Source organism: Phocaeicola dorei, assembly GCF_013009555.1.
GTDB lineage: Bacteria > Bacteroidota > Bacteroidia > Bacteroidales > Bacteroidaceae > Phocaeicola > Phocaeicola dorei.
On record NZ_CP046176.1, the window covers coordinates 1,601,925 to 1,628,328 of the forward strand.

At 40.9% G+C, this 26,404-nt stretch carries 23 protein-coding genes; 15 read left to right on the plus strand and 8 right to left on the minus strand.

Features of this window, described 5'->3' with window-relative positions:
* Positions 1-302 precede the first annotated feature (302 nt).
* From GKD17_RS06520 to GKD17_RS06555, 8 genes are read left to right on the plus strand one after another with little or no spacing between them, the layout of a single operon-like run.
* Positions 303-3,038: a TonB-dependent receptor gene (locus GKD17_RS06520; protein WP_007837680.1), complete on the plus strand. Its 2,736-nt coding sequence runs from the start codon at positions 303-305 to the stop codon at positions 3,036-3,038.
* Between the two features lie 21 nt (positions 3,039-3,059).
* Positions 3,060-4,274, plus strand: coding sequence for a DUF4876 domain-containing protein (locus tag GKD17_RS06525; protein ID WP_008652641.1), 1,215 nt, complete (start codon positions 3,060-3,062; stop codon positions 4,272-4,274).
* Positions 4,275-4,312: 38 nt separating this feature from the next.
* A complete protein-coding gene (locus GKD17_RS06530) occupies positions 4,313-5,863 on the plus strand; it encodes a DUF6850 family outer membrane beta-barrel protein (RefSeq protein ID WP_007837682.1) in 1,551 nt (516 codons plus the stop codon).
* A gap of 20 nt (positions 5,864-5,883) precedes the next feature.
* On the plus strand, positions 5,884-6,468 hold the full coding sequence (locus tag GKD17_RS06535; protein ID WP_005847444.1) for a hypothetical protein: 585 nt from the start codon (positions 5,884-5,886) through the stop codon (positions 6,466-6,468).
* Positions 6,452-7,027: a PepSY-associated TM helix domain-containing protein gene (locus tag GKD17_RS06540; RefSeq protein ID WP_005847445.1), complete on the plus strand. Its 576-nt coding sequence runs from the start codon at positions 6,452-6,454 to the stop codon at positions 7,025-7,027. The genes GKD17_RS06535 and GKD17_RS06540 overlap by 17 nt, the downstream gene beginning before the upstream one ends.
* A gap of 27 nt (positions 7,028-7,054) precedes the next feature.
* Positions 7,055-7,942, plus strand: a complete 888-nt coding sequence (locus GKD17_RS06545; protein ID WP_005847446.1) for an ABC transporter ATP-binding protein — start codon at positions 7,055-7,057, stop codon at positions 7,940-7,942.
* Positions 7,943-7,965: 23 nt separating this feature from the next.
* Positions 7,966-8,637, plus strand: coding sequence for a hypothetical protein (locus tag GKD17_RS06550; protein ID WP_007837683.1), 672 nt, complete (start codon positions 7,966-7,968; stop codon positions 8,635-8,637).
* A 32-nt stretch (positions 8,638-8,669) separates the two neighbouring features.
* Positions 8,670-9,698 (plus strand): DUF4857 domain-containing protein, encoded by a 1,029-nt coding sequence (locus tag GKD17_RS06555; protein WP_005847448.1) that lies wholly within the window; start codon positions 8,670-8,672, stop codon positions 9,696-9,698.
* 568 nt (positions 9,699-10,266) lie between these two features.
* Here GKD17_RS06555 and GKD17_RS06560 read toward each other — a convergent pair.
* Entirely contained in the window at positions 10,267-11,277 is a 1,011-nt protein-coding gene (locus GKD17_RS06560; RefSeq protein ID WP_005847449.1) for a GGGtGRT protein, read from the minus strand.
* Positions 11,278-11,295: 18 nt separating this feature from the next.
* Entirely contained in the window at positions 11,296-11,997 is a 702-nt protein-coding gene (locus GKD17_RS06565; RefSeq protein ID WP_005847450.1) for an iron-sulfur cluster assembly scaffold protein, read from the minus strand.
* 237 nt (positions 11,998-12,234) lie between these two features.
* On the opposite strand from GKD17_RS06565, the gene GKD17_RS06570 reads away from it, so the two are divergent.
* Positions 12,235-12,744 carry a DMP19 family protein gene (locus GKD17_RS06570; RefSeq protein ID WP_032936685.1) on the plus strand — a complete coding sequence of 170 codons (510 nt, stop codon included), beginning with the start codon at positions 12,235-12,237 and terminating at the stop codon, positions 12,742-12,744.
* A gap of 164 nt (positions 12,745-12,908) precedes the next feature.
* Here GKD17_RS06570 and GKD17_RS06575 read toward each other — a convergent pair whose 3' ends face one another.
* Positions 12,909-14,288, minus strand: a complete 1,380-nt coding sequence (locus GKD17_RS06575; RefSeq protein WP_007837688.1) for a sodium/glutamate symporter — start codon at positions 14,286-14,288, stop codon at positions 12,909-12,911.
* A gap of 215 nt (positions 14,289-14,503) precedes the next feature.
* Complete coding sequence (locus GKD17_RS06580) at positions 14,504-15,118, minus strand: hypothetical protein (protein WP_007837689.1); 615 nt, start codon at positions 15,116-15,118, stop codon at positions 14,504-14,506.
* A 347-nt stretch (positions 15,119-15,465) separates the two neighbouring features.
* Here GKD17_RS06580 and GKD17_RS06585 point away from each other — a divergent pair, with 347 nt between their 5' ends.
* From GKD17_RS06585 to metH, 4 genes are all read left to right on the plus strand, one after another.
* Positions 15,466-16,221 (plus strand): hypothetical protein, encoded by a 756-nt coding sequence (locus tag GKD17_RS06585; RefSeq protein ID WP_032936503.1) that lies wholly within the window; start codon positions 15,466-15,468, stop codon positions 16,219-16,221.
* Positions 16,222-16,959: 738 nt separating this feature from the next.
* Positions 16,960-17,529 (plus strand): Yip1 family protein, encoded by a 570-nt coding sequence (locus GKD17_RS06595; RefSeq protein ID WP_007837692.1) that lies wholly within the window; start codon positions 16,960-16,962, stop codon positions 17,527-17,529.
* A complete protein-coding gene (gene smpB, locus GKD17_RS06600) occupies positions 17,529-17,981 on the plus strand; it encodes an SsrA-binding protein (RefSeq protein WP_007837693.1) in 453 nt (150 codons plus the stop codon). Before GKD17_RS06595 ends, smpB begins: the two co-directional genes overlap by 1 nt.
* 110 nt (positions 17,982-18,091) lie before the next feature.
* Positions 18,092-20,845, plus strand: coding sequence for a methionine synthase (gene metH / locus GKD17_RS06605; protein WP_007837694.1), 2,754 nt, complete (start codon positions 18,092-18,094; stop codon positions 20,843-20,845).
* A gap of 128 nt (positions 20,846-20,973) precedes the next feature.
* On the opposite strand, the gene GKD17_RS06610 is transcribed toward metH, so the two are convergent.
* From GKD17_RS06610 to xpt, 4 genes are all read right to left on the minus strand, one after another.
* The gene (locus GKD17_RS06610) at positions 20,974-21,819 is read right to left on the minus strand and encodes a sugar phosphate nucleotidyltransferase (protein ID WP_007837695.1); all 846 of its coding nucleotides are present in this window, start codon (positions 21,817-21,819) and stop codon (positions 20,974-20,976) included.
* Positions 21,816-23,246 (minus strand): RapZ C-terminal domain-containing protein, encoded by a 1,431-nt coding sequence (locus GKD17_RS06615; RefSeq protein ID WP_007845217.1) that lies wholly within the window; start codon positions 23,244-23,246, stop codon positions 21,816-21,818. The genes GKD17_RS06610 and GKD17_RS06615 overlap by 4 nt, the downstream gene beginning before the upstream one ends.
* A gap of 102 nt (positions 23,247-23,348) precedes the next feature.
* Positions 23,349-24,680, minus strand: coding sequence for a nucleobase:cation symporter-2 family protein (locus GKD17_RS06620; RefSeq protein ID WP_007837697.1), 1,332 nt, complete (start codon positions 24,678-24,680; stop codon positions 23,349-23,351).
* Between the two features lie 4 nt (positions 24,681-24,684).
* Entirely contained in the window at positions 24,685-25,251 is a 567-nt protein-coding gene (gene xpt, locus GKD17_RS06625; protein WP_005847479.1) for a xanthine phosphoribosyltransferase, read from the minus strand.
* Positions 25,252-25,607: 356 nt separating this feature from the next.
* Here xpt and GKD17_RS06630 point away from each other — a divergent pair, with 356 nt between their 5' ends.
* Both GKD17_RS06630 and GKD17_RS06635 read left to right on the plus strand, forming a co-directional pair.
* Positions 25,608-25,931 (plus strand): hypothetical protein, encoded by a 324-nt coding sequence (locus GKD17_RS06630; protein ID WP_007837698.1) that lies wholly within the window; start codon positions 25,608-25,610, stop codon positions 25,929-25,931.
* A 202-nt stretch (positions 25,932-26,133) separates the two neighbouring features.
* On the plus strand, positions 26,134-26,382 hold the full coding sequence (locus tag GKD17_RS06635; RefSeq protein ID WP_007837699.1) for a hypothetical protein: 249 nt from the start codon (positions 26,134-26,136) through the stop codon (positions 26,380-26,382).
* Positions 26,383-26,404 lie beyond the last annotated feature (22 nt).

Consider the following 26,404-nt stretch of genomic DNA (forward strand, 5'->3'; position numbering starts at 1 on the left):
TTGTAATATAAAGTTGTATGCCATTATGCTTTCATACCATTGCTTATGGGGTAATATGTTGATAATGAACTGTATTTATATGGCGTGGCATTTTCCCCATTGAAACAGGTAAAAAGTAGATGTATTTATCTTATCATTGAAAAAAAATGTGAATATAAAGTTTAGGTGAAAGTGATTTTATTTGTAAATTGTATACCGTCATGTAGGTATCTCCGATCTATGTATAATTTAGTATATACCTAGAAATGGGGATTGTGCCGAGCTTTTATGAATTGTAATTTTGCAAACCAATAGAGAATGAAATGATTTGTAAGATTACATATATTTTTTTATTTATAATTTGTAGCAATGTGTCTCTTTTATGGGGGCAGACATTTGTATTTCGGGGAACTGTACTGGATGAGCAGACTCATAAAGCGTTGGATTACGCTACAGTTCAATTGTTTGTGGATAAGCAGATTGTTTATGGGGGAATAACAGATGCGAATGGACATTTTGAACTTCTACATATCCATCCTGGAACTTATCGGGTTATTGTATCCTATTTAGGATATGATTCTACAGAAAAAGAAGTGAAGGTCATTGGGGATATTTCAGCAATCTTTTATTTAAAACCTTCGGTCATGGCGCTGAACGAGGTAGTGGTGACCGCTTCTGAATCAAAACGCGCTACCAGCGCTTCTATCGTTGACCGTACAGCCATGAAACATCTTCAGCCCAGCAGTTTCAGTGACTTGATGGAATTAGTACCTGGAGGAAAGTCGGCTGATCCTCAGATGGGGCAGGCCAATCTGATCCGGATACGTGAAACAGGTAAGACGGAGGATATCTCTTCATTGGGAGTTGGATTTTATATTGATGGTATCTCCCAGAATACGGATGCGAATCTGCAATATATGCCAAACAGTACTTCCGCAGTGAATGCAACGAGCACAATGTCAAAAGGGATGGATATGCGTACCATCTCAACCGATAATATTGAGAAGGTGGAAATCATTCGTGGCATTCCTTCCGTGGCTTATGGTAATGTGGCAAACGGTGCGGTAATCATTCAGCGTAAAATGAATGAGAGCCCCTTGTCTGCGCGTTTTAAGGCTGATAAAACCAGTAAACTGTTTTCTGTAGGCAAGGGAATTCGGCTGGATGGGAACGGGCGTTATGTGTTGAATGCTGATTTAAACTATTTGGAGTCCAAAATAGATCCGCGTAACAGTGTGAAAAATTACACTCGCCTTACTGCTTCCGCCCGCTTGGATGGCAAATGGTTATGGAATGAACGTAATATTCATTGGAATATCAGTTCCGATTATACCGGCTCGTTTGATGATGCGAAGAGGGATAAAGATGCGACAGTAAAGGAAGATTCTTATAAATCGGACTTTAACAGCCTGAAGATAGCGGGGAAATGGAGCATGAAGTTTCCGGCCCATTTATGGATTCGTGAGGTTGGTGTGACTACTTCTGTCAGTCAGCAGTGGGAGAAGATGCGTGAAATAAAGTCCGTTTCTCTGAATCGTCCGGCAGCTATTGCTACTCAGACAGAAACCGGAGAGTTTGATGGCATCTATCTACCTTATAATTATGTGGCACAGATGGATATTGATGGTAAACCTTTATATGTTACGGCTTCCGCCCGTACGCGGTTGGCTTTCCCGTTGGGGGTATTACAGAATGCGATGAATATGGGGATGGAATGGAATTATCAGAAGAATTTGGGAGAAGGCCAGGTATTCGATGTGACACGGCCCATCAGTGAAAGTTTGAGTACACGGCCTCGCCGTTTTAAGGATATACCGGGGCTGCAACCTTTCGCCTTCTATGCCGAGGAGGTGTTGAATCTTCCTGTAAATAGACATAAATTGGCTTTTACGGCTGGTATCCGTTTGCAGTCTTTATTGGGGCTGGACACTAAATATAAGATGCAGGGCAAGATATATCCCGATCTTCGTCTGGACTTGCAATGGAGTTTACCGGTATCAAACGGATGGGATGTTGCCTTTTCGGGAGGTTTGGGCTGGATCAGCCGTATGCCGACCACCGCACAGCTATATCCGGATTTTAAGTATGTAGATTTGATTCAGTTGAATTATTACCATACCAATCCGGATTATCGCCGTATCAATATGATGACATATAAATGGGATAATACAAACTATCAATTGGAACCAGCACGTAACATGAAATGGGAAGTGCGGGCCGACGTCAGCTATAAGGGAAACCGCCTGTCGATAACTTATTTCCGCGAACGGATGAATAATGCTTTTGATGATATCACTTATTATAGGTCATTGGCATATAAACTATATGATCCTGCTAGTATCGACGGATCAGCATTGACGGCTCCTCCAGAACTTTCTCAGTTGACTTATACAAATGAATATAATCTGGATGTGTATTCCACACAAGGTAATGTAATGAAGGTGTGTAAAGAAGGAGTGGAGTTTCAGTTCGCTTCCAAACGAATAGAATCGCTCAAGACTCGCGTCACTATGTATGGAGCCTGGATAAAGACAATTTATAATTCGGATTCTCCTCAATATAAGGCCTCTTCTATATTGTTGGACAATAAACAGCTGAAATATGTGGGATTGTACAATGGGGACAACGGAACAGAAAGCCAGGCATTCAATACGAACTTTATGTTTGATACCTATATACAGCGTTTGGGACTTACTTTCTCTACGTCGGCACAATGCACTTGGTATACCAACAGACGGAACTTGTGGAATAATGGCGTGCCGGTAAGCTATATAGATCAATCCGGTGAAACGCATCCGTTTCGCGAAGAGGATAAAAACAATATTCAGTTACAGCATCTGGTGGAGAAATATTCAGCCACTTATTTTGAGCGTACTACCGTGCCTTTTTATATGGATATCAATTTGAAGGCGAGTAAACGGATCGGTAAGTATCTGAATCTGGCTTTTTATGTAAACCGGCTTTTGGGTATTTATCCTGATTATACGTTACGGGGCGTACTGCAACGGAGAACGTCCGAATCGCCTTATTTCGGTATGGAAATGAACTTAACTTTTTAGTAAATGAACAATAAAATAGAGATGAAGATGAAAAAGAATCAATTGACAATGTTAGTCCTTTTTGCGACAATGCTGGGATTTACCGCATGTAGTGATGATGACAAAGTGAGCATATCCACTGTAGGTATTACCACTACTGTAGATACAACTATCGAGGGGCTGCAACTGACCGGTGGAACCTATACTTTTGAAAATGTAAATACATCTGTCAAGACAGACATTACCTATCCGGCTCAGAGTATTGAACTGGCGGACGGGTTGTATAATGTAACTTTCATTGGTAAGGGAACTTACTCACAGAATGGAACTCCGGTGGAAGTCGATGTACAGGGAGTACAACAGAATGTGGCCGTATCTGGAGGGTCGTACAAGCTGGAACTGAAGGTTCATGTACTCAATACAGGTGACCCTGATTTTGTGATTGCCGAGATATTTATTCCCGGAACCTATAATGAAGCAGGTAAGCAATATAATGGCGACCAGTATATACGTATCTATAATAACTCGGATAAAGTTTTGTATGCGGATGGATTGATATTTATGGAATCACAATTCCAAACTACTCAGAAATATCAATCGGTAGATCCGGATATCATGGATGAAGCTATTGCGGTAGGCTCTGTTGTAGCAGTACCGGGCAGTGGAACAGATTATCCGGTACAACCGGGAGAATCCTTTATCCTTTGTGACAATGCGATCAATCATAAAGAGGCTAATCCGAATTCTATAGATTTAAGTAAAGCCAATTTTGAGTGGTATATTGAATCAAAGCAAGATGTGGATAATCCGGCTGTTCCCAATCTGGATGTTTATTATTGTTATTCCAAAACTATCTGGGTGTTGAATAAACAGGGAAATCGCGCTTATGCTATTGGCAGATTACCCAAAAGTATGACTAAAGAAAAGTATATTTCAGACTATGCATACAACTATACGTATATTATGCAAAATGGAACAGCCAGTAAACCGCAAAGCAAATATAAGTTCCCCAATGAATGGGTGATTGATGCTGTAAATGTAGGTGCTTCCAATGAATGGCAGTGGAATGTAACCTCTACCGGGCTGGATATGGGGCATACTTATATCGGTATGAACAATACCGTTGCAGAAAACATCGGAAAGTGCGTAATGCGTAAAGCCGCCTACAAGGATGGTGATCGGGAAGTATTGCAGGATACAAATAACTCTACCGTTGATTTCACACCTGCGGCTACTCCGAGCCTGTTTAACAAATAATTGAATCCGTCTTATTGATATATAAATCTTTATTATTCATGATGCTAATCCGAATTATCATTATGTTGCTGATTGCTTTATTTGTGGAGAGTCGGCAGGAAGCCTTCGGGCAGACTACCGACACACTCTCCCTGTCCGATAAGGTAATCCGTACCGCTTCATTTGCGACCGGATTTCGTGGCGAGATATGGCAGAATCCGGCACTTTATTATTACTATACTCCGTATACATGGACAAGGCTGGACGTAAATGGAGCTTATCATGATAAAGGAAAAGCATCTTTGAAACAGGAAGGTGATAAGGATACCCGTATCGGGGTAGATGTCAATTCCTTCGTTATTCTTTCGGAACGTGATCGTGTATTCGGTTCAGCAGGATACAGGAGTGAGAAGCAGGAGAATGTGTTATGGAATGAAAATATAGACTGGAAATTGATAGCTCCTTACGTGACTGGTGATTCCATTGGTGGTTTCCTGAAGGGAGAAACTTATTATTTCAATGGAGGTTACGCCAGTGAGTCAGGTTCCTGGACATGGGGAATCACCGGTGGTTACAGAGCGTCTCATAATTATCGGGATAAAGATCCGCGTCCACGTAATACAGCTTCCGATCTCTCTTTTGCTTTGGGAGCAGGATATCGTCTGGGGACATATCGTTTGGGAGTTTCCGCAGATTTCCGGCTTTATCAGCAGAAAAGTGAGATTTCATTCCTTGCAGATAAAGGCTCTACTTCGGTATACCATATGTTGGGATTGGGCATGGATTATGTGCGTTTCGCCGGAAACCAGACCGGGACGAAGCATCAAGGCATCCGGTGGGGAGGAAGCATAGGCATTCTGCCAGTTGATACGGAAAAGGGGATATCGGCCACAGTTTCAATTGACCGTATGTCAATGGACAAGAAATTGAGCAATGCCAATAATCTCACTTTGCTGGAATTGAATACGACTGATTTGAAAGGAAACGTGACCTGGATGCGGGAACTTCAGCAGGCAGAACACCTTGCTGTGAAACTGGATGCAGGCTATATAGTTCGTAAAGGAATGGAGAATATTTACGGAGAGGCGGGCGGAAGCTCCTATGGAGCATTAATTAGTACATCTCCGGGAATGAAGGTCACGAATAGTCGGATTGCCGTAAGTGGTTTGTGGGAGAAGCTTTTGACCGATAAAGGTGTATGGGGAGGAGCAATTGTCCCAAACATAATCTACCATCGGTTGGAAACGGATTACAACGCCGTATCCCGGTTTGTTCACTTGTCTGTTTTGGAGAGTTCTTTGCGTGCCCGTTTGCTGTATCAGAAGAGGCTGCTACGATTGACCGCAGAAGCTAACGGTGGATATTATGCCAATTTATCGGCTGAATATTCTTTACCGGGATTGAATGCCGCGAAGTCGTCCGCCCAGACTTTATTGGCAAATATTGACTATTTATCTGATAGTTATAGTATGGTGGGGATTCGTCTGCAAGGGGATTATCCCATCATGAAACAATATAACCTGTCTTTGTCTGTTCAATGGCAGGCGGCATATTATAAAAAATGCGGAACGGCCCAGTATGCCGTTTGTTCATTGGGCATCTTTTTTTAAAAAATAAAAACAGTTAGCATATGAAAATTAAGTTTATGGTCGCTGCAACCTTAATGGCAGCTTTAGTAACTACTACTTCTTGTGGAAACAGTAACAAACAGAGCCAGTCTGAAAAAACGGAGCAGGCGGCTCCGGCGGCATTGAGTATCGATAATCTGCTGGTGCATGCCGATTCACTGGCCAACAAGGAGGTGACTATCGAAGGAATCTGCACACATACCTGCAAGCACGGAGCTACAAAAATATTCCTGATGGGCAGTGATGATACCAAAACGATTCGTGTGGAAGCCGGACCTTTGGGCTCGTTTGATACCAAATGCATCAACGCTATTGTCACAGTGACCGGAACGTTAAAGGAACAGCGGGTAGATGAAGCTTACTTGCAAAACTGGGAGGCTAAACTGAAAGCACAGACTGAAAAATCTCATGGAGAAACTGCTGCCGGGTGTGATTCGGAAAAAAAAGCACGCGGTGAAACAGCCAGCACCCCTGAAGCCCGTATTGCGGACTTTCGCGCAAAGATAGCAGAAAGAAAAGCTGCTACCGGAAAAGATTATCTGTCATTCTACTATATGGAAGCCAGTTCTTATGAAATCGCAGAATAAAGGTACTGCATTCCGCAAGTGGAGCCGGATCATCCATCGTGATCTGTCTTTCTTCTTTGCGGGAATGATTTTGATTTATGCTATTTCGGGTATCGTGATGAACCATAGGGATAGCATAAATCCCCATTATACAGTTACACGAACGGAATATAAAATAACAGAGGATCTGTCGGACAAGAGCAAAGTTAATGAGAAGATGATTTTGACTTTGTTGGAACCGCTGGGCGAAGCCGGAAATTTTACTAAATATTATTACCCGGAGCCGGATCTGATTAAGGTTTTTCTGAAAGGAGGCTCAAGTCTGGTGATTAACACCCGGACAAAAGATGCTGTCTACGAGGGGGTGAAGCGCCGTCCGCTGATCTCTTCCATGGTACAACTCCATTTCAATCCGGGTAAGTGGTGGACTTGGTTTGCCGATGCTTTTGCTGTCTGTCTGATTATTATCACTGTCAGCGGTATAGTGATGATAAAAGGTCCTAAAGGATTGTGGGGCAGAGGAGGAATCGAGTTGGTGGCCGGTATCTTGATTCCTATTCTTTTCCTGGCGTGTTTCTAATAGCAAACGAAAAATGATTTATAAAGCATGAGTGCAATTATAGAATGTAAGAACCTGACCCATTATTACGGTCAACGCAAGATTTATGAGAACTTGAGTTTTGAAGTTCCTCAAGGGCGTATCTTGGGGTTGTTGGGTAAAAATGGTACAGGGAAAACGACAACCATTAATATATTGAGCGGTTATCTTCAGCCGCGTTCAGGCGAATGTCGCATCTTTGGTGAGAACATTCAGACCATGAACCCTGCTTTACGCAGGAATATCGGTTTATTGCTGGAAGGTCATGTTCAATATCAGTTTATGAATATCACACAAATAGAAAAGTTTTATGCTTCTTTTTATCCGGGACAATGGAAAAAGGAGGCTTATTATGACTTGATGAATAAATTGAAGGTAGCTCCGGGACAACGTATCTCAAGAATGTCGAACGGACAGCGTTCGCAAGTGGCATTGGGACTGATCCTGGCACAAAATCCGGAGTTGTTGATTCTGGATGATTTCTCTTTAGGACTTGATCCGGGCTATCGCCGTCTTTTTGTGGATTATTTACGTGATTATGCCCGTTCCGAGAACAAGACTGTTTTCCTGACTTCCCATATTATTCAGGATATGGAGCGGTTGATTGATGATTGTATTATTATGGATTATGGCTCTATCCTTATTCAACAGCCTATTGAAACGTTGATGAAAGAGCTGAGAAGATATACTTGTACTGTGCCCGAGGGTTATCAGCCTCAGTTGCCGGCAACTTGCTATCATCCGGCTGTCATTCGTCAAACCTTGGAAACGTACTCCTTTTTGCCTCCCGTGGATGTGGAGAAACTGTTGAAGGAAAGTCAAGTTCCCTTTACTGGTTTGCAGCACGAAAATGTAAGTCTGGAAGATGCCTTTATCGGTCTTACCGGAAAGTATTAATATGTAAACTAAATAGAAGAAATATGATACAAGCCATATTTTATAAAGAGTGGATAAAAACGCGTTGGTATTGGTTGCTGGCAACTCTTTTTATGATAGGGATCACAGGATATTCCATGCTTCGTATTGGCCGTACCATTGCCATACAGGGAATCGATCATTTATGGGTAGTGATGGTCCAGAAGGATGCTATATTTATTGATTTGTTGCAATTTGTCCCTTTACTTATCGGTATCTTGCTTGCTGCCGTACAGTTTTTCCCCGAGATGCAACGTAAGTGTTTGAAGCTTACTTTGCATTTGCCTTATTCACAGAAGAAAATGGTCATGTCAATGTTGGCCTATGGCGTACTTGCACTGGTGACCTGTTTTGCTATGAGTTTTATTATGATGGGAGTTTATCTGCCACAACATTTTACAAGTGAGTTGGTGCAGCGTGTTTTATTATCTGCGGCTCCATGGTTTCTTGCCGGATTTGCCAGTTATCTGCTTGTTTCATGGATTTGCCTGGAACCCACATGGAAGCGCAGGGTTTTGAATCTGATTATTGCGGCATTGATTTTCCGTGTCTACTTTCTGGCTCCGGGAGCGGAGGCATATAATAGTTTCTTGCCCTGTCTGACACTTTATACGTTGCTTGCCGCTTCTCTTTCGTGGATTTCTGTGGTACGGTTCAAGGCCGGTAAGCAAGATTAATTGAATGTTTATTATTAAAAAATCAAACAAACATGATTCGATTCAGCAAAATATTTTTTTATATTACCGTAGCTGTCCTGCTTGTATGGCAGTTGCCTTGGTGTTATGCTTTTCTCACACTGAAGCCTGTCAAAACTCCTTTTACTATGTATAGTTCCGTACTTGGTGATTTTGTTATTACACAACTAGATGAGAATAAGCAACTTCACCGCTATGATACGAAAGGCAATACATATACACAACAGCAGGTAGACAGTTTGTTGCCTTCTCTCTATGTGCGCCAGCTTACGGCGGACGAACGTTTCCCTGATACCATTTGTGGTAAGGCAGTTAGTCCGAAAGATATTCAATTGACAAACTTTACTTTCAAGAGTGTGCCGTCAGCCATCAATGCTCCCCAGACAGGACTCTATTTTCTGATGGAGTCCATGTCCAAACGGGTGGATTTGAAAATGCCCGAAGATGCATTCCGTTTTACCGATAAAGGTATAGAATTTATTCGTATGGAGACGAATTGTATCGATGAGGCGAAAAGCAAATTGTTTACGGATATGCTGGTTCAGAAAGGGTTTGCTTTTCCTGCATGCTATGCTTCGGGCAATCCAACTACTCGTAAAGACTATGATGAGGGATATCTGGTTTTAGATGCCAACCATAAATTGTTCCATCTGAAGTGCACCAAAGGACGTCCGTATGTGAAAGCTATTCAGTTGCCTGAAGGAGTCTTGCCGGAATATGTGTTTATTACTGAATTCCGTAGCCGTCGGACTTTGGGGTATATGGTAGATAGCAAGCATCATTTTTATATTATCAATAGTGATGGAAGTTTGGTGAAATCAGCTCTCCCCGGTTTCGATCCGGCAAAAGATGAATTGACCATCTTTGGAAATATGTTTGACTGGACTGTAAAGTTATCGACAGATAAAGATGATTATTACTATGCTTTGGATGCTACAGATTATTCACTGATTAAAGAACATGCCTATAAAGATATCCGCCGTTCTGTTCCGGGGTTGTCTTTTACATCTCCAGATGACAAATTTGTAAAACCTCGTTTTTGATGTGAATTTGGCAGGGGAAGTGTGATATTAAAATGTATATTAGTTCGAACAGACCGAAAACAACTAGGTAAAGGGGCTATCATGTTAGGCATCAGCTAACTCTACCTTCTGTGAGATACTGCAAATACGGGATTATATAATTGTGCGGACAGACAGGAGGGCGTGAAAACAGCCTTCCTTTTTTTGATAATATTTAAGATACAGGGATTTGATCTAGTTTTTCTTGCTCGTCAATTTTATATTATGATAATCGTTCTTTGAGTATATGCAGGATAAAACAGGTTGTTGAATTTTGCTTGTTTTTAAATTTTCAAAAATGCCAGATTGCATATAAATAATCTTCGTTTTGACCTCCTTTTATCCTAAACCAACTCTTAATTGTATAACCGATTTATGATTTAAAGAACCAATTTCATTCCGTAATTTTAGACAATTATTTGCAATACTTTTGATTGATATTGAAAAATAGGAGGGGGTGGGTCATCAGTTAAACGAATGAAATTACTGGAAATAAAAATCCCTATAACTGCAATGGTTATAGGGATTTATATATTAGCAATGTATTATATTACTTGCTCAAAGCAGTAGCAACGTCTACAGCACAAGCTACTGTACATCCTACCATCGGGTTGTTACCGATACCGAGGAAGCCCATCATTTCCACGTGAGCGGGAACTGATGAAGAACCAGCGAACTGAGCGTCTGAGTGCATACGACCCATAGTGTCGGTCATACCGTAAGAAGCAGGACCGGCAGCCATGTTATCCGGGTGAAGAGTACGACCTGTACCACCACCTGATGCAACTGAGAAATAAGGCTTACCTGCAAGAACACGTTCTTTCTTGTAAGTACCTGCAACCGGATGTTGGAAACGAGTCGGGTTAGTAGAGTTACCGGTGATTGATACGTCTACACCTTCTTTCCACATGATAGCTACACCTTCGCGAACATCATCAGCTCCGTAGCATTTCACTTTTGCACGAGGACCGTCAGAATAAGCGATTTCACGAACTACTTTCAGTTCACCTGTGAAATAATCGAATTCAGTCTGAACGTATGTAAATCCGTTGATACGAGAGATGATCTGTGCAGCGTCTTTGCCCAAACCGTTCAAGATGCAACGCAGAGGTTCTTTACGTACTTTGTCTGCTTTTGCAGCGATTTTGATAGCACCTTCGGCAGCAGCGAATGATTCGTGACCTGCCAGGAATGCGAAACATTTAGTTTCTTCGCGCAGCAACATAGCAGCCAGGTTACCGTGACCGATACCTACTTTACGGTCGTCGGCTACAGAACCCGGAATGCAGAATGCCTGCAGACCGATACCGATAGCTTCGGCAGCTTCAGCAGCGTTTTTGCAACCTTTCTTCAATGCAATGGCAGAACCTACTACGTAAGCCCACTTGGCATTTTCGAAACAGATAGGCTGAGTTTCTTCACAAGTTTTATAAGGATCAAGTCCGGCAGCTTCGCAGATTGCGTTAGCTTCTTCGATGTCTTTGATGCCGTTTTCGTTCAAAGCAGCAATGATCTGTTTGATACGACGGTCTTGGCTTTCGAATTTTACTTCTCTAATCATATTCTTTCCTCCTTATAATTATTCGTGACGTGGATCAATTTTCTTAACAGCTCCTTGTTCTTCAGTTACACGTCCGTAAGTACCTGTAACTTTCTTCAATGCTTCATTAGCATCAGTACCCTTCTTGATTTCGTCCATGAACTTACCCATGTGAACGAATTCGTAACCGCAGATTTCGTCGTTCTTATCCAGGAATACGTTTTTGATGTAACCTTCAGCCATTTCAAGGTAACGGGGACCTTTAGCCAAAGTACCATACAAAGTACCTACCTGGCTGCGAAGACCTTTACCCAAGTCTTCCAAACCGGCACCGATAATCAGACCGCCTTCTGAGAAGGCTGACTGAGTACGTCCGTAAACGATTTGAAGGAATAGTTCGCGCATTGCTGTGTTGATAGCATCACAAACCAAGTCAGTGTTTAATGCTTCCAATACAGTCTTACCCGGAAGAATTTCAGCAGCCATAGCGGCTGAGTGAGTCATACCGGAGCAACCGATAGTTTCTACCAATGCTTCCTGAATGATGCCTTCTTTTACGTTAAGGGTTAGTTTACAAGCACCCTGCTGAGGAGCACACCAGCCAATACCGTGTGTCAAACCAGAGATGTCTTTAATTTCTTTTGATTTTACCCACTTTCCTTCTTCAGGAATAGGAGCTGGTCCGTGATTAGGACCTTTTTTCACAACACACATGTGTTCTACTTCGTGTGAATAAGTCATATTCTTTACGTTTTTTGGTAATAAAATAAATATTCGTAAACCACGTGAAAAGATTGGTTATTCTTTTCGCCCACAAAGTTAGTCGTTTTATTCTTTTCTGCAACTTGTTGCCCGTCACTTTTTATCTTTAAATAAAATAAATTTATTGTAGGACAGCATTTTGCAAACTAGAGTTGCCAAAATGTTTTTTCTTTCCGATGAAACCTCTATCTTTGTACCTATATTACAATGATAGGAATGGAAGCAAATAAAATAGCAATTACAGACGAAGCTTTGCGCCGAGGTGCGGAAGAGGGTATGGATGGTTTTTTGAAGGTGTTTATAGATAAATACCTAGAGGTGACAGGGGGTGTTGTCAATGCGGAAACAATGCCTTTGCTCAATGGTTACCAGCATTCATTGTTGGGGTATCATTTCTTGCGTGAAGAAATAAATGAAGGTGGTTTTGTGCAATTGATACAGAATGGTTTTGGACCTTATATCTTTGATAATCCTTTTGCAAAAGCAATGCGGCAGTTTGGAGCGAAAGAATTTGCCAAATTGATTTATAGCGCGAAGAAAATATATGATGAGAACCGTGCTGATTTGGAAAAGGACAGGGATGATGAGGAATTTATGGCAATGTATGAGCAATACGAGGCCTTTGATGAGTTGGAAGAGCAGTTCATGGATATGGAAGAGTTGGTAACTGTCCGGATTGCAGAATATGTGGACAATCATATTGAGGAGTTTGCGGAGATTGTATGACAAGGACTTTTGCGTACGTTTGCCTGGTATAGACTCATGAGTTTTGATATAAAAAAGTAAATTGGCTTCAATGGCTAAGTAAGATAGTTCGTTGGCTGACGAACCTATGTTATTTGGTCAAGTAAGTTAACTTACTTTTTTCTGTTTTGTTATTCCTGTGTCATTTATTGTTTCTTGATAGACCAGCCTTTGATATAAGCGGTTGCCAGCACGGCAAGTCCTGCCGCTAGGCAGATTCCTGTAAACATCAGCCCGTAACCGTTCAAGAAAGCTACCGGAGCGAAAGTTATCAGGGAAATCTCTACCGGGGCGATGAACAAGTAAGCCAGTGCATAGTTATTCAGGCATCGGCTGCGCATTTTGGGGTCTGCAACGCGGAGCAATGCGATGCCCATAGCCATAGTTCCTGTAAACCATCCCCATGTGAAGATAGCTTTCTCGAACCAACAGTCTTTCATTAATTTGCGAGCCATGACCAGAACATAAATCAGGGTTGCAATTAATCCTGAGACTAACAGAATTAATAAGGGTATGATGTACTCTATTACAACAGATATTTTAATGGAAGCAATTCCAAAAGCTACCAGAAAATCGGTAAAAGTTCCGCTGATGTGTCCTATGGTTTGCGGGCAGACATAATCACTGGTCTTTGTTTTGTCGAATATCTTTTTGATGAACATACCCACCACAAATGCGCAACTGAATACCGGCAGTTCAAACCCCGGCATAAAGTGGGATACTGTTTTGCTGATGCAGTATCCGCCTAATGCTATCACTGCTACAATGATAAGATTGAAGGTCAGCGGGTCAATGGAGATGGAAGAGCAAGAACTTTCACCCATGCTTTCCCGTTTGTCGCCGGGCAACAGGCCTGTCTGTAATTCGTGAGGAAGGTCATCGTAATTGGCGAGGAAGGAGGTGTGCCCTTTCTTTGTCCCCCATTTTATAATGATCAATCCGATAATGACTGCTGCTACGATACCGAAGGTGGCGGCAGTCATGGCCAAAGTTAGAATTTCGTCATATCCGAACTGGCTGAAAGCCTGTCCGATGGCTGCTGCTGTACCGTGCCCGCCGCAATAGCCGCTTGGCATAGTGATGCCGAAGGCAGGGTTCAAGGGCCATATCCGGTTTAAGACAATCAATCCCAACAGTCCCCCAAAAGCCCATTGCAACAACATTCCTGCCTGTGAATATGCCCACATGCTGCCTATATTGTCTGCATCTCCTTTAGCTGCCTTTTGTGAGGTGAGGGGGAGGGCACCGAAAATGAAGGCTATCAATATGCCGGCATAAGTTCCTGTTTGGGTGGAAAGAGGAATGATGCCGAAACCGTGAGGTCCCAAGGCCAGTCCCATAAACCCGGCCAACAGACTGGGGGGAATGAACAGCTTTTGGATGAATCTTATTTTTACTCTCATGAGTTTGCCGAGCAGTAGCAATACTGAGATGATGCCTGTATCGACAAAGAGTGTCCACGGGGTGAAATCGGTCATAAATTTAGGGCTTGTTTGGATGTATTCGTTGAAGAATACAGTGTTCATAAATAGTTTATTTTACCGAATCGGTAGGAATGGAAATTTATCTTATCGGCAAAAATAATATACAGGTATCATGTAGATTACATATTTAACTATATATTTATGCCGATTCTTTTAGTCATAGGCTGATTTAAAAAAATGTTCTTGAAAAATATAGGGTAGATGAGGATTGGTTATGCTGTAGTCCACTTCATTACCCTATATTAAATTCAAATGTTTCATTTTATATCTTTAAGAATATAAGTAACCTTGGAACCTTTATTGAATGCTCCTTTCCATTTGCCACTCATCTCTATAGTTTCTCCTTTGTCATTTGCAAAAATAGCCAAATAGGTTGCTGTATATTCTTTGATATATATTTTACATTCAGTCGTTACTTTTGTATGTGGAGAAAGTTTTAGTGTTTCTTTTGATTTATATAGAGGGGAAAGCACTGTTTCGTTAAGGGACAGAGGTGCATGTAAGTCGGATGATAATTTTCTATATTCAGAACTCAAGGTACTGGCATTAGCTGTAATATCAACCAATATATTCTCTTTTAAAGTCAAAGAATTGAATAGTTCCGGGTCGTCACTGTAAAATTGTGATGTCTCTTTTATGTTTTTTTCAAATGAAAAAGTGATAGACATAGGTTCTTCTGTATTGTTGCTGGTTATTTTAGGAGGCAACTCAATTGTATCGACTTTCTCGGCATCATCTGCACTAAGTTTCCATTGAATGGATTGCAACTGATAATTGTTGATATCCAGTTTATCATTGCTGCTGCAAGAGTATATAAACAATGTACATAGGGCGGTGAACAATGCTTTACATGATTTCTTGAGTATTAGCATAATATTCTAGATTTTATGGTTAATGGGTGTTTTGTTTCAAAGATAGGAAATAAAGTGGTACTATAGCTAAACTGCTTGTTCTTTTATGTATTAATTTTTATTAATGGGTTAATGGCAGATAGATTACAAGTGAATCTCGGTGGAAAAAATAGCTAAAACAAAAGATAAAGCAAGTCTTATCAGAGAATGAGATATGAATAAAAAATAATGTTAAAAAGTAAGTGACGACGCAGTATTTAAGCCAATTTTTCATTTAATCATTAAAACAATAAAAAGAATTAAGTTTCTTTCTTGGAAACCGGTTCTTTTATTTAATTTTGCAAACCCTAATAATTATAAAGAAGAAAATGAAAAAAATGAAATTGGCAGCAATATTTGCTGGGTTAGTATCGGTGTTTACTTTTAGTTCTTGTTTGAATGATGGTGATAGCGGCTCCAATTATGATCTTTATGAGATCGTTACTGTGGAAGAAGGTAGTATTTTTGGTGGAACCGTTCTGAAAGGAGATGCATGGGGATATACTTATACTCCAGTGGCTTCAAGTGTATTGGCTGGTCTTAAGGCATTTGACGGCAGTTATTACAAGCGTGCGCAGGTAGGGATCAAATTGATGGAAGGAGAAGCAATTACAGAAGGGAAAAAGTCTTATAAGGTAAGTGAAGTTGGCGTATTGACTATTTTGAATTATAAAGATTTTAATGTTCAGTCTGATACATTGAGAACTGATTATGCACTAGTGTCATTGGAAGATTCTAATAATAAGATATGGGCCATAAATGGATATGTTAACGTACCTTTTACTTTTAAAACTAAAGAACAGCTGAGTATGAACGATTTCCATTTATATGCTGTAGAAGCCAAAGAGGATACATTGGTGACAAAACTTCAACAGACCAAAGGAGCTGATGATGCTTATCAGACAAGGAGTGCTTTGATTAGTTTCCATATGCCTTTTAATGATATGAAATTTCGTGATATTTTCGATCAAGTAGTGCCTAAGAGTGATACTATTGTAGTTAAGGTGACGGCAAAGGGAGAAAATGATAAAGAACTTGTTTCTACAGTGAAATGTAGTGCTTCGAATATGCAAGCAAGCTATTAATGATATTTTATTATATAGTAAAATCCTCTTCAGCTACGGTTGAAGGGGATTTTTTATTTAATGGAACTATATGGTTCAATTCATAAGATAAGGGGGATAGAAATTTGACGGGGACTACTTCTTATTTTCCTGTTCATATCTTTCTTTAGATTCAGTATATACCTCCTGCATGTGAAAAGAGTTAACATGAATTTTTAAACGGTTCGATCTTTCTGCTGCCGTAATAACAACATATCGCATTCGTTCCTGTTGCATAAACATTTTCTATCTCTTGATTAAACCTTTTTATGCGGATGTATTCTATCTCCATAGCCTTTGGAGTTATCTCCATAAGTTTTGGAGTTATCTCCCAAGACTATGGAGTTAACTCCAAAGGCTTGCGGAGATAAAACAGGCAGGAAGAAAACCCTTAACCATACGGCAAGAAAGGTTTAGAGGTATGGATAAGATCTTTTAAGGATGAACCTGATTATAAAGCTATGCATTCCCTATGGAGAGAAAATTCCCAGACATCCTTCTTTTAAATTAACATTTAGTTTTTTTATATTCTAAAGCTTTCAAAGTTTTTTCTTTTGTCATTTTGCCTTAGTTATATTTGTCCTTCTTCTAAATTTATAATAAAAGTACTCTTATTTTTTGATTCCCCCAAGAGAAGTATGCGTTTTTTATTCGTTTATTCCAGTGAATTAATTACCTTTGCATTTCATTGAAGTTGAACAGAGGTAAATAGATTAGGCATTGAACTACAAAGATTTATTTAAGCGAGTAATAGCGTTGATTTCGTCTCCGGCAAAAGTGTGGGAGGAAATTAGCAGAGAAGAGGATAGGCGTAAAGTGTTGGGAGCATTTGTTTATCCCATGATAGGCTTATGTGGTTTATCCGTTTTTATAGGTACATTCATAGGAAATACGGAAGGAGTCGCTGCTTTCCAAATAGCGATGACACGATGTTGTGCTATATTTGTATCCTTGTTTGGAGGATATTTTTTGGCGGCATACGCCATAGACCAATTGGGCAAGAAACTTTTAGGGCGTGAAGACCAGTATGAACTAAATCAGCAGTTTGTAGGTTATTCTATGGTAGTGACTTTTGTGCTCGATATTGTCAGCGGGTTGTTTTCTATTTCCATCCTTCATTGGATATTGCAATTTTACACCGTATTTGTGGTGTTCGAAGGTGCACGTACCCTGATGAAGGTAAATGAAGAGAAACTGACACGATACACCTTGATTGCTTCAGTTATTATAATTGTTTGTCCGGCATTGATTGCCGCTGTGTTTAATGAGTTATCTGTTATTTTGAATTAATGAAACCGACTCCTGTTAATATAAAGAATAAGCGTGCATCGTTCGATTATGAATTTATCGATACGTACACGGCAGGTATCGTGCTCACGGGAACTGAGATAAAATCCATCCGTTTGGGCAAAGCCAGCCTGGTAGATACCTATTGTTATTTTGTGCAAGGCGAGTTGTGGGTGAAGAATATGCACATTGCCGAGTACTTCTATGGTTCATATAATAACCACTCCGCCCGTCGAGAACGCAAATTATTGTTGAGCAAGAAAGAACTGCGAAAATTGGAAGAAGCCGGAAAGAATCCCGGTTTTACGATTGTTCCTGTCCGTCTGTTTATTAATGAAAAAGGACTGGCAAAGTTGGTTGTCGCATTGGCAAAAGGTAAAAAACAATATGATAAGCGCGAGTCGTTGAAAGAAAAAGACGACCGTCGCGAAATGGACCGTATGTTTAAAAGATAAATATTTTATAATAATTAGGCACGGATTACATGAATTTCACGGTTCCCGGTTGTAGCAACCACAGAGGAAATCCGTGTTGTCCGTGTAATTCGTGCCTAAAAAATAGACCTATGGCTACATTAAAACAAATAATCAACGAGCGGGTCCTCATCCTTGACGGTGCGATGGGAACCATGATACAACGGTACAACCTGTCCGAACAGGATTTTCGCGGAGAGCGTTTTGCCGGGATACCCGGACAAATGAAAGGTAATAATGATTTGCTTTGCCTTACTCGTCCGGATGTGATAAAGGACATTCACCGCAAATACCTGGAAGCGGGAGCTGATATTATTGAAACAAATACGTTCAATGCCCAACGGATTTCGATGGCAGACTATCATATGCAGGATTTGTGTCGTGAGATTAATCTGGCCGCTGCCAGACTTGCTCGCGAACTGGCCGATGAATATACCGCGAAGACCCCTCGTAAACCTAGATTTGTAGCAGGTTCGGTAGGTCCTACCAACAAGACTTGTTCCATGAGTCCGGATGTCAATAATCCGGCCTTGCGTGCTTTGACATACGATGAACTGGCCACCGCCTATCAGGAACAAATGGAGGCCCTGCTGGAAGGAGGGGTGGATGCGCTTCTGATAGAAACCATTTTCGACTCCCTGAATGCCAAAGCGGCCATTTATGCTGCGGAAACGGCAATGAAGAAGACAGGGCGCGAGGTTCCTCTTATGCTTTCTGTTACTGTTTCGGATATTGCAGGACGTACTCTTTCGGGGCAAACATTGGATGCTTTTCTGGCATCCGTACAGTACGCGCCTATTTTTTCTATCGGTCTGAACTGCTCATTCGGAGCGAAACAATTGAAACCTTTTTTGGAAGGGCTGGCCGCACGCGCACCTTATTATATAAGTGCCTATCCCAATGCCGGACTTCCCAACAGTTTGGGACAGTATGACCAGACTCCAGAGGAAATGGCTTCAGAAGTGAAGGAATATATCGATGAAGGATTAGTAAACATTATCGGTGGTTGTTGTGGTACAACGGAGGAATATATTGCAAAATATCAGGAATTGATTGTTTCCGGTTCTGCCTGGGTGCCTCCTCATATTCCTGCCACCACTCCTGAGAGGCTGTGGCTTTCCGGGTTGGAACTGTTGGAGCAGACTCCCGAAATGAATTTTATTAATGTAGGTGAGCGTTGCAATGTGGCCGGATCCCGTAAATTTCTCCGTTTAATCAATGAAAAGAAATATGAGGAAGCGCTAAGTATCGCCCGCAAGCAGGTGGAAGACGGTGCTTTGGTGATTGATGTGAATATGGATGACGGTTTGCTGGATGCCCGGGAGGAGATGACTACTTTCTTGAATCTGGTCATGTCCGAGCCTGATATAGCCCGTGTACCCATCATGATTGACTCTTCCAAGTGGGAAGTCATTGAGGCCGGACTGAAATGTCTGCAAGGAAAATCTATTGTCAATTCTATTTCTTTGAAGGAAGGGGAGGAGAAATTTATAGAACATGCCCGTCTGATAAAGAAATTGGGAGCTGCCACTGTGGTGATGGCTTTTGATGAGAAAGGACAGGCTGATACTTTTGAACGTAAAATTGAAGTATGTGCCCGTGCTTATAAAATATTGACGGAGCAGGTAGGCTTTAATCCTCATGATATCATTTTCGATCCCAATGTACTGGCTGTGGCTACTGGTATTGAAGAGCATAATAATTATGCGGTAGACTTTATCAATGCCACCGGATGGATAAAGAAGAATTTACCCGGAGCACATATCAGTGGTGGTGTGAGCAATCTGTCGTTCTCTTTCCGTGGAAATAATTATATCCGTGAGGCAATGCATGCCGTATTCCTTTATCATGCTATTCGTCAAGGTATGGATATGGGTATTGTAAATCCTGCTACTTCGGTGCTTTATACAGATATTCCTGCTGATGTGCTGGAACGGATAGAGGATGTAGTCTTAAACCGCAGGCCCGATGCTGCCGAACGTTTGATAGAAACTGCTGAGGCGTTGAAAAATACGGCGACCGGAACAGAAGCCGTAAAGCAGGATGTGTGGCGTGAGGAACCGATGGTAGAGAAACGTCTTCAGTATGCCTTGATAAAAGGTGTTGGTGATCACTTGGAAGAAGATTTGGCGGAAGCGGTGAAACTATATCCTAAGGCGGTGGATATTATTGAAGGTCCGTTGATGGAAGGTATGAATAGGGTAGGAGAGCTGTTTGGAGCAGGGAAAATGTTCTTACCGCAAGTTGTGAAGACTGCTCGTACCATGAAAAAGGCAGTAGCTATTTTGCAACCTCTTATTGAGGCTGATAAACAAGAAGGTGCCCGCAGCGCTGGAAAGGTATTGATGGCTACCGTAAAAGGGGATGTGCATGATATTGGGAAGAATATCGTATCAGTGGTCATGGCTTGTAATAACTATGAAATTATAGACCTTGGCGTGATGGTTCCTGCTGAAATGATAGTCCGGAAGGCTATAGAGGAAAAGGTGGATATAATAGGATTAAGCGGGCTGATTACTCCATCATTGGAAGAAATGGCGCATGTGGCTGTAGAGTTAAAGCGTGCGGGGCTGGACATTCCCATTATGATTGGAGGAGCCACTACTTCCAAGCTGCATACTGCCTTGAAAATAGCACCTGTTTATGGAGGTCCGGTCATTCACATGAAAGATGCTTCACAGAATGCCTTGGTAGCCGCCCGTTTGCTGAATCCGGAATCTTCTTCTGAATTTGTGGAAAGGCTGAACAAAGAATATGAGGAACTTCGTCTGAAAAACAGTACCAAACAGGTAAAAACGGTATCTTTGGAGGAAGCTCAAAAAAATAAATTGAACCTTTGGTCATAATGAAGTGTCCCCCAAAAGTTAGACACAAAACTTTTGGGGGGCACTTCATAAAGTTACGACTTTTTTTATCTGCCCATTTTATCCGAAAGAATAAGAAGCTGTTTTATTGGATATATTTCTTGGACTGGTTATAATTTACTGAGAAACTCTTCCGCTTTTTCCAGATTTTCCGGTTTACCGATATCAAGCAATTGCAAATCATCTTCTACATAGCACTGGATGTCGACTCTGTGACATATGGAGAGATAGAAATCGATAATGGAATATTTTCCTCTGGGAAGGAGATTTAAAATTTTAGGAGTAGTCACTTGTATCCCGCTATAGGCGTATTCCCGATATTCCCCTTCTTTATACCGGAGTCCTGCCGGTTTGGTTTCCATGGTGTCTTTATTGACCCAGCCACGTAACAGATTATCGTCATTAAACAACAGATAACGGGAGGTCTTGCGTGGGCTGACTAAAAGGGTGGCATTGATGTTAGAACTATTCTGATGATAATACATAAGACTTTCAAAATCGCAATTGGAAAGGATATCTACATTGTGGAGCAAGTAGCATTCTTTCCGCATAATTCCTAAGCCTCTTTCGATTATTTCTTCCTCATCCATTCCTTTCATCAGATTTTCGAATATCAGTTCATACGGAGTTTCGCCTTCTTTGGTAAACATATCCTCAGGATGATGTAATAAGTAGTATGCTCTTTCCAAACCGCCGCCCGTATCAAGCAGACAGTCTGTCTCGTCCGAGATTTGTATATCGATTCCGAAGTTCTGGTTAGCTTCCAGAAAAGCGAGAATCTGATTGGAAAAGTGGTGTACATTGATTACTATTTCATCAAATCCTGCTGCTTTCAGTTTTAAGATGATGTGCTCTAACATGGTTTTTCCACCCACCGTTATTAATGCTTTAGGCCGGGTGTCTGTTAAAGGTTTAAGTCGGCTGCCTAGTCCGGCTGCAAAAATCATTGCTTTCATAATGTTCTTTCAAATGTTTGTTCTATATTCTGTTCTCGGTGTATTAACTCTACTTTTATACCGAATTTTTTATTGAGGTGTTCTGCCATGTGTTGTGCCGAATAAACAGAACGATGTTGTCCTCCTGTGCAGCCAAAACATATAGATAAGTTACTGAATCCGCGTTCCATATATCGTTTTACCGAAGCGTCTACTAAAGAATAAGCAGCATCCAGAAATGGGAATATTTCACCGTCTTCTTCCAGAAAGCGAATGACCGGCTCATCCAGCCCGGTGAAAGGTTTATAACGTTCGTATTTTCCGGGATTATTTACGGCACGGCAATCGAAGACATACCCTCCACCGTTGCCTGTAGGATCATCGGGAATACCTTTCTTATAGGCGAAACTCATGACTTTCACTGTGAGTTGCCGTTTCTTCAAATCATCCTTGAACTGCTTCAGTTCGGTAAGTTCCCTTAGTACGGAGCATAAATAGGGATACTCGGGATATTCATTATGAAGTAATTGCCTCAGGTTCTCAATGGCGTATGGTACACTTTGGATAAAATGTGGCTTCTTTTCGAAATAGCCACGGAAACCGTAAGCTCCCAATACTTGCAAGGTGCGGAAGAGCACGAAATGACGCAGTTGGTTGAAGAAATAATCACGGTCTACGGGTTTATATTTACATAGGGCGTCTATATATTCTTCCAACAGTTCATTGCGCAGAGTTTCGGGAAATTTAGCTTTAGCCTGCCATAAGAAAGAGGCTACATCATAGAAAAACGGTCCTTTACGTCCTCCCTGGAAATCAATGAACCAGGGTGCTCCATCCTTTATCATCACGTTTCTGCTTTGGAAATCCCGATACATAAAAGTGGCGGAAGAACTGCGTAGCAGTACATCACTCATTTTTTGAAAGTCATCTTCCAGCTTGTCTTCTTGGAACTCCAGTCCGGTAGCTTTCAAAAAGCAGTATTTAAAATAGTTCAAGTCCCAAAGGATAGAACGTTGGTTGAATTCGGCTTGGGGATAACAGTGTGAAAAATCAAAGCCGTCTGCTCCGGCAAATTGGATAGAAGGCAGTAAGCGGATGGTCTTGCGCAGCATTTCTTTCTCCTCTTCGGAGAAGACGCTGGTCGCCCGCCCTTTTTCAATAGCGTTGAATAAAAGGATATCTCCTAAATCTTCTTGCAGATAACAATTCTTGTCTTCAGAACAGATGTATACTTCTGGAACAGGAAGACCTTTCTTGCGGAAGTGTACTGCCATATAAAGAAAGGCTTCATTTTCTTCTTTGGAGGTGCCGTATACGCCAATCAGTTTTTTAGTTCCGGTCAGCCGGAAATAACGCCTGTTGGAACCGGATGAGGGTAATTCTACAATCTCTTCGGGTACTTCTCCGAGGTAGGTTTGATATAGGTTCTGTAAATCCTCTGTAGTCATAATCATATTTTGGAGCAAAGATATATATTATTCTCCCTTCCTTTGCTGATTTGCAAAGAAAGTTAATGCTTTAGTTCCAATTTATGAGAAAATTACTTGTTTTTACTCTTTCATCCGTATCAGTGCATTTGAAATGATGGCAGTAACTCCACCTGTTGTAATGCCGGATGAGAAAATATTCTTTATTGATTCTGGAAATTGACATAGTATTTCAGGAACCATTTCTACACTTAAACCTAAAGCGAAACTAAGTGCGATGACTAATGTTGCTTTCCGGTTAATCTTTTGTGCTGCGATAATACGAATGCCTGCTGAAGCTACTGTTCCGAACATCAGTAAAGTAGCGCCTCCCAATACAGGTTCGGGCATTAGGGAGAAAATTAATCCTACACTGGGAAATAATCCTAATAAAATAAGGAAACCTGCAATGTAATGGCCTACATATCGGCTGGCTACTCCTGTCAGTTGTATCATGCCGTTATTTTGCGCGAAAACGGAGTTTGGAAAAGAATTGAGAATACCTGCCAGCATCGAATTGAATCCGTCTGCCAAAATTCCTCCTGAAGCACGTTTGATGAATACTTTTCCTTCTACAGGTTCTCCTGATATCAGAGAATTGGCAGTAATGTCTCCATAGGCTTCTATGGCTGTTATCAAAAATACTAATCCCAAAGCTATGAATGCGGAGAAGTCGAAATCCAGTCCGTATTTGAATGGGAGGGGAATATTGAAACCACCAAAACTTTGTACTGCCGAGAAATCAATTCTACCGAGGCCCCAGGCAACTAAATATCCTATAATCAAGCCGATAACGATGGAACTCATGCGTAGGTAGCGGTTGGAACTTCTATTAAAAAGGATAATGAGAATGAGTACCAGTAGAGCTAGACCTAGATTCTCAAAACTTCCGAAAGTGCCGTTGCTTTGGGCGGAGACACCTCCGCCACAAGCTGTGATACCTACTTTTATCAGGCTCATTCCAATCAAAGTGACTACAATACCTGATACCAGAGGGGTGATTATTTTACGGGTATATTTTAAGATGCGGCTGATGACCATCTCTACAGATGATGCCACGATGCAAGTGCCGAAAATCAGTGGAAGTCCGCCCAGCATACCTGCCGAGATGATAGGACCAATAAATGAAAAACTAGTTCCTTGGATACATAAAAGGCCGGTGCCGATACCTCCTATCCGTTTACATTGGATAAAGGTAGAAATACCTGAGGCAAAGAGAGACATGGATACTAGGAAACTGGTCGTTTCCAAATCCAGTTTTAATGCTCCAGCGATGATAAGAGGCGGAGTAATGATGGCCACAAAAATAGCAAGCAAATGCTGTATGGCGGCAAAAATGGCCTCTCGTACAGGAGGGCGGTCGTTCAATCCGTAAATCAGTCCGGTATTGGATTGGGCGGTTTGAGATTCCTGCATGGGATTATCTTATTTTGATTTCACAATTGTCCAGACTTTCAATGATGGCCAATGACTCTACGCGGATACCTGCATTACGCAAATAATCTCCGCCATGTTGGAATGCTTTTTCGATGATGAATCCCATTCCGGATAGTTCGGCCCCGGCTTTTTCTACCAAATCGATGATCCCCTTGGCTGCATTGCCGTTGGCGAGAAAGTCGTCAATAAAAAGAACACGGTCTCCTTTGGACAGGAAATCTTTGCTGACGCATACATCATAAGAACGGTCTTTAGTAAATGAATATACACTGGTGGTGAGCATATTTTCCATTGTGACGGGTTTCTTTTTCTTGGCGAAGACAACAGGAAGTTCCAGTAAGTAGCCTACCATGATGGCGGGAGCTATACCACTGGCTTCGATGGTCATAACTTTATTGATATTGGTAGAGGCAAAACGGCGTACAAATTCTACAGCAATGGATTTCATGAGGATAGGATCCATTTGGTGATTGATGAAATTGTCTACTTTCAGTATTCCTCCTTCGAAACATTTTCCGTCCCGTAAAATGCGTTCTTTTAGTGCTTTCATTCAAATAGTATTTTATAAATGAGTCGCAAAAGTACGTATTTTGCGGCATTATGCCAAACGTTTGTACAACTATCTCTACAGAAGCTTTTTTACTTAATGGCTAGGAAAGTTGGAATAGATAGGGCTGTGAAAGCATAAGCTGGTGTGGATTAAAGAATGTTTATTTCCACAAACTTTAGTTTATATATTTGGTATGTACTTCTTTTCTTAATAATTTAGTTCTCAATATAGTTTTCTTAATTTAGTATTCTTACTTAACGAAGATATTCTAATGGAGGAAAATGACTGAATATGATGTATATTTTTCTTGTCTTTTATGATATCTGTCGGTAGGTAAACATTTAAATTTAACCATTATGAAAAAGATATTTTTATCACTTGTATTCCTTTTTGGTGTAGGAACTTTTGTCATGGCTGATGATACCATGAAAGTAAAGAATGATACAGTTACTGTGGAAGACGGATTTAAAAACATAGACCTGAAAGAGGTTCCTCAATCTGTTAAAGATGCCATAGCTAAAAAATATCCCGAATCGACTCTTAAAAGTGCTTCTCTTTCTCTAAAAGAAGAAGGGGTAAAGGCATACAGAATAGTATATGTAACCAAAGAAGGAGTTGAAAATAGTATTCTTATTAATATAAAGACGGCTCCTGCTAAAACAGCTCCTGCTACAAAGTAGTTTTTGACAGGTAATATAGAATGTTTTATTAATATATTGAAAGCCACCTTGCTATGGTGGCTTTTTTGATGGGATAAGTTCTTTTTCCTGTCGGATTTAGACTTTATATATAGCAAAGAACAGATTGAATTTGTAAGAAATAGGGTATATGCTTATATTTGAACATAGTTTAAAATCAAGTTTATAATCAAATAGAAAAAGTATGAAAAGACAATTATTTGCAGTGTTAGTGTGCATGACGATGTTTGCTGTTACATCTTGTGGTGAAAAGAAAGGAAAGGATAAATTTGAGGAGCGTATAGAAAAAGCCAAAGAATCGGTTGAAGACGTGATGGATGATGCCAAGGATCAGATTGAGGATAAAGCTGATGAGGTTGGGGAAACTTTGGATAAAGCTAAAAACAAGATAGAAAAGACCAAAAAGAAACTTGATGAGGCTGATAGAGATTGAGGAAAATTAACTATGAATGAAT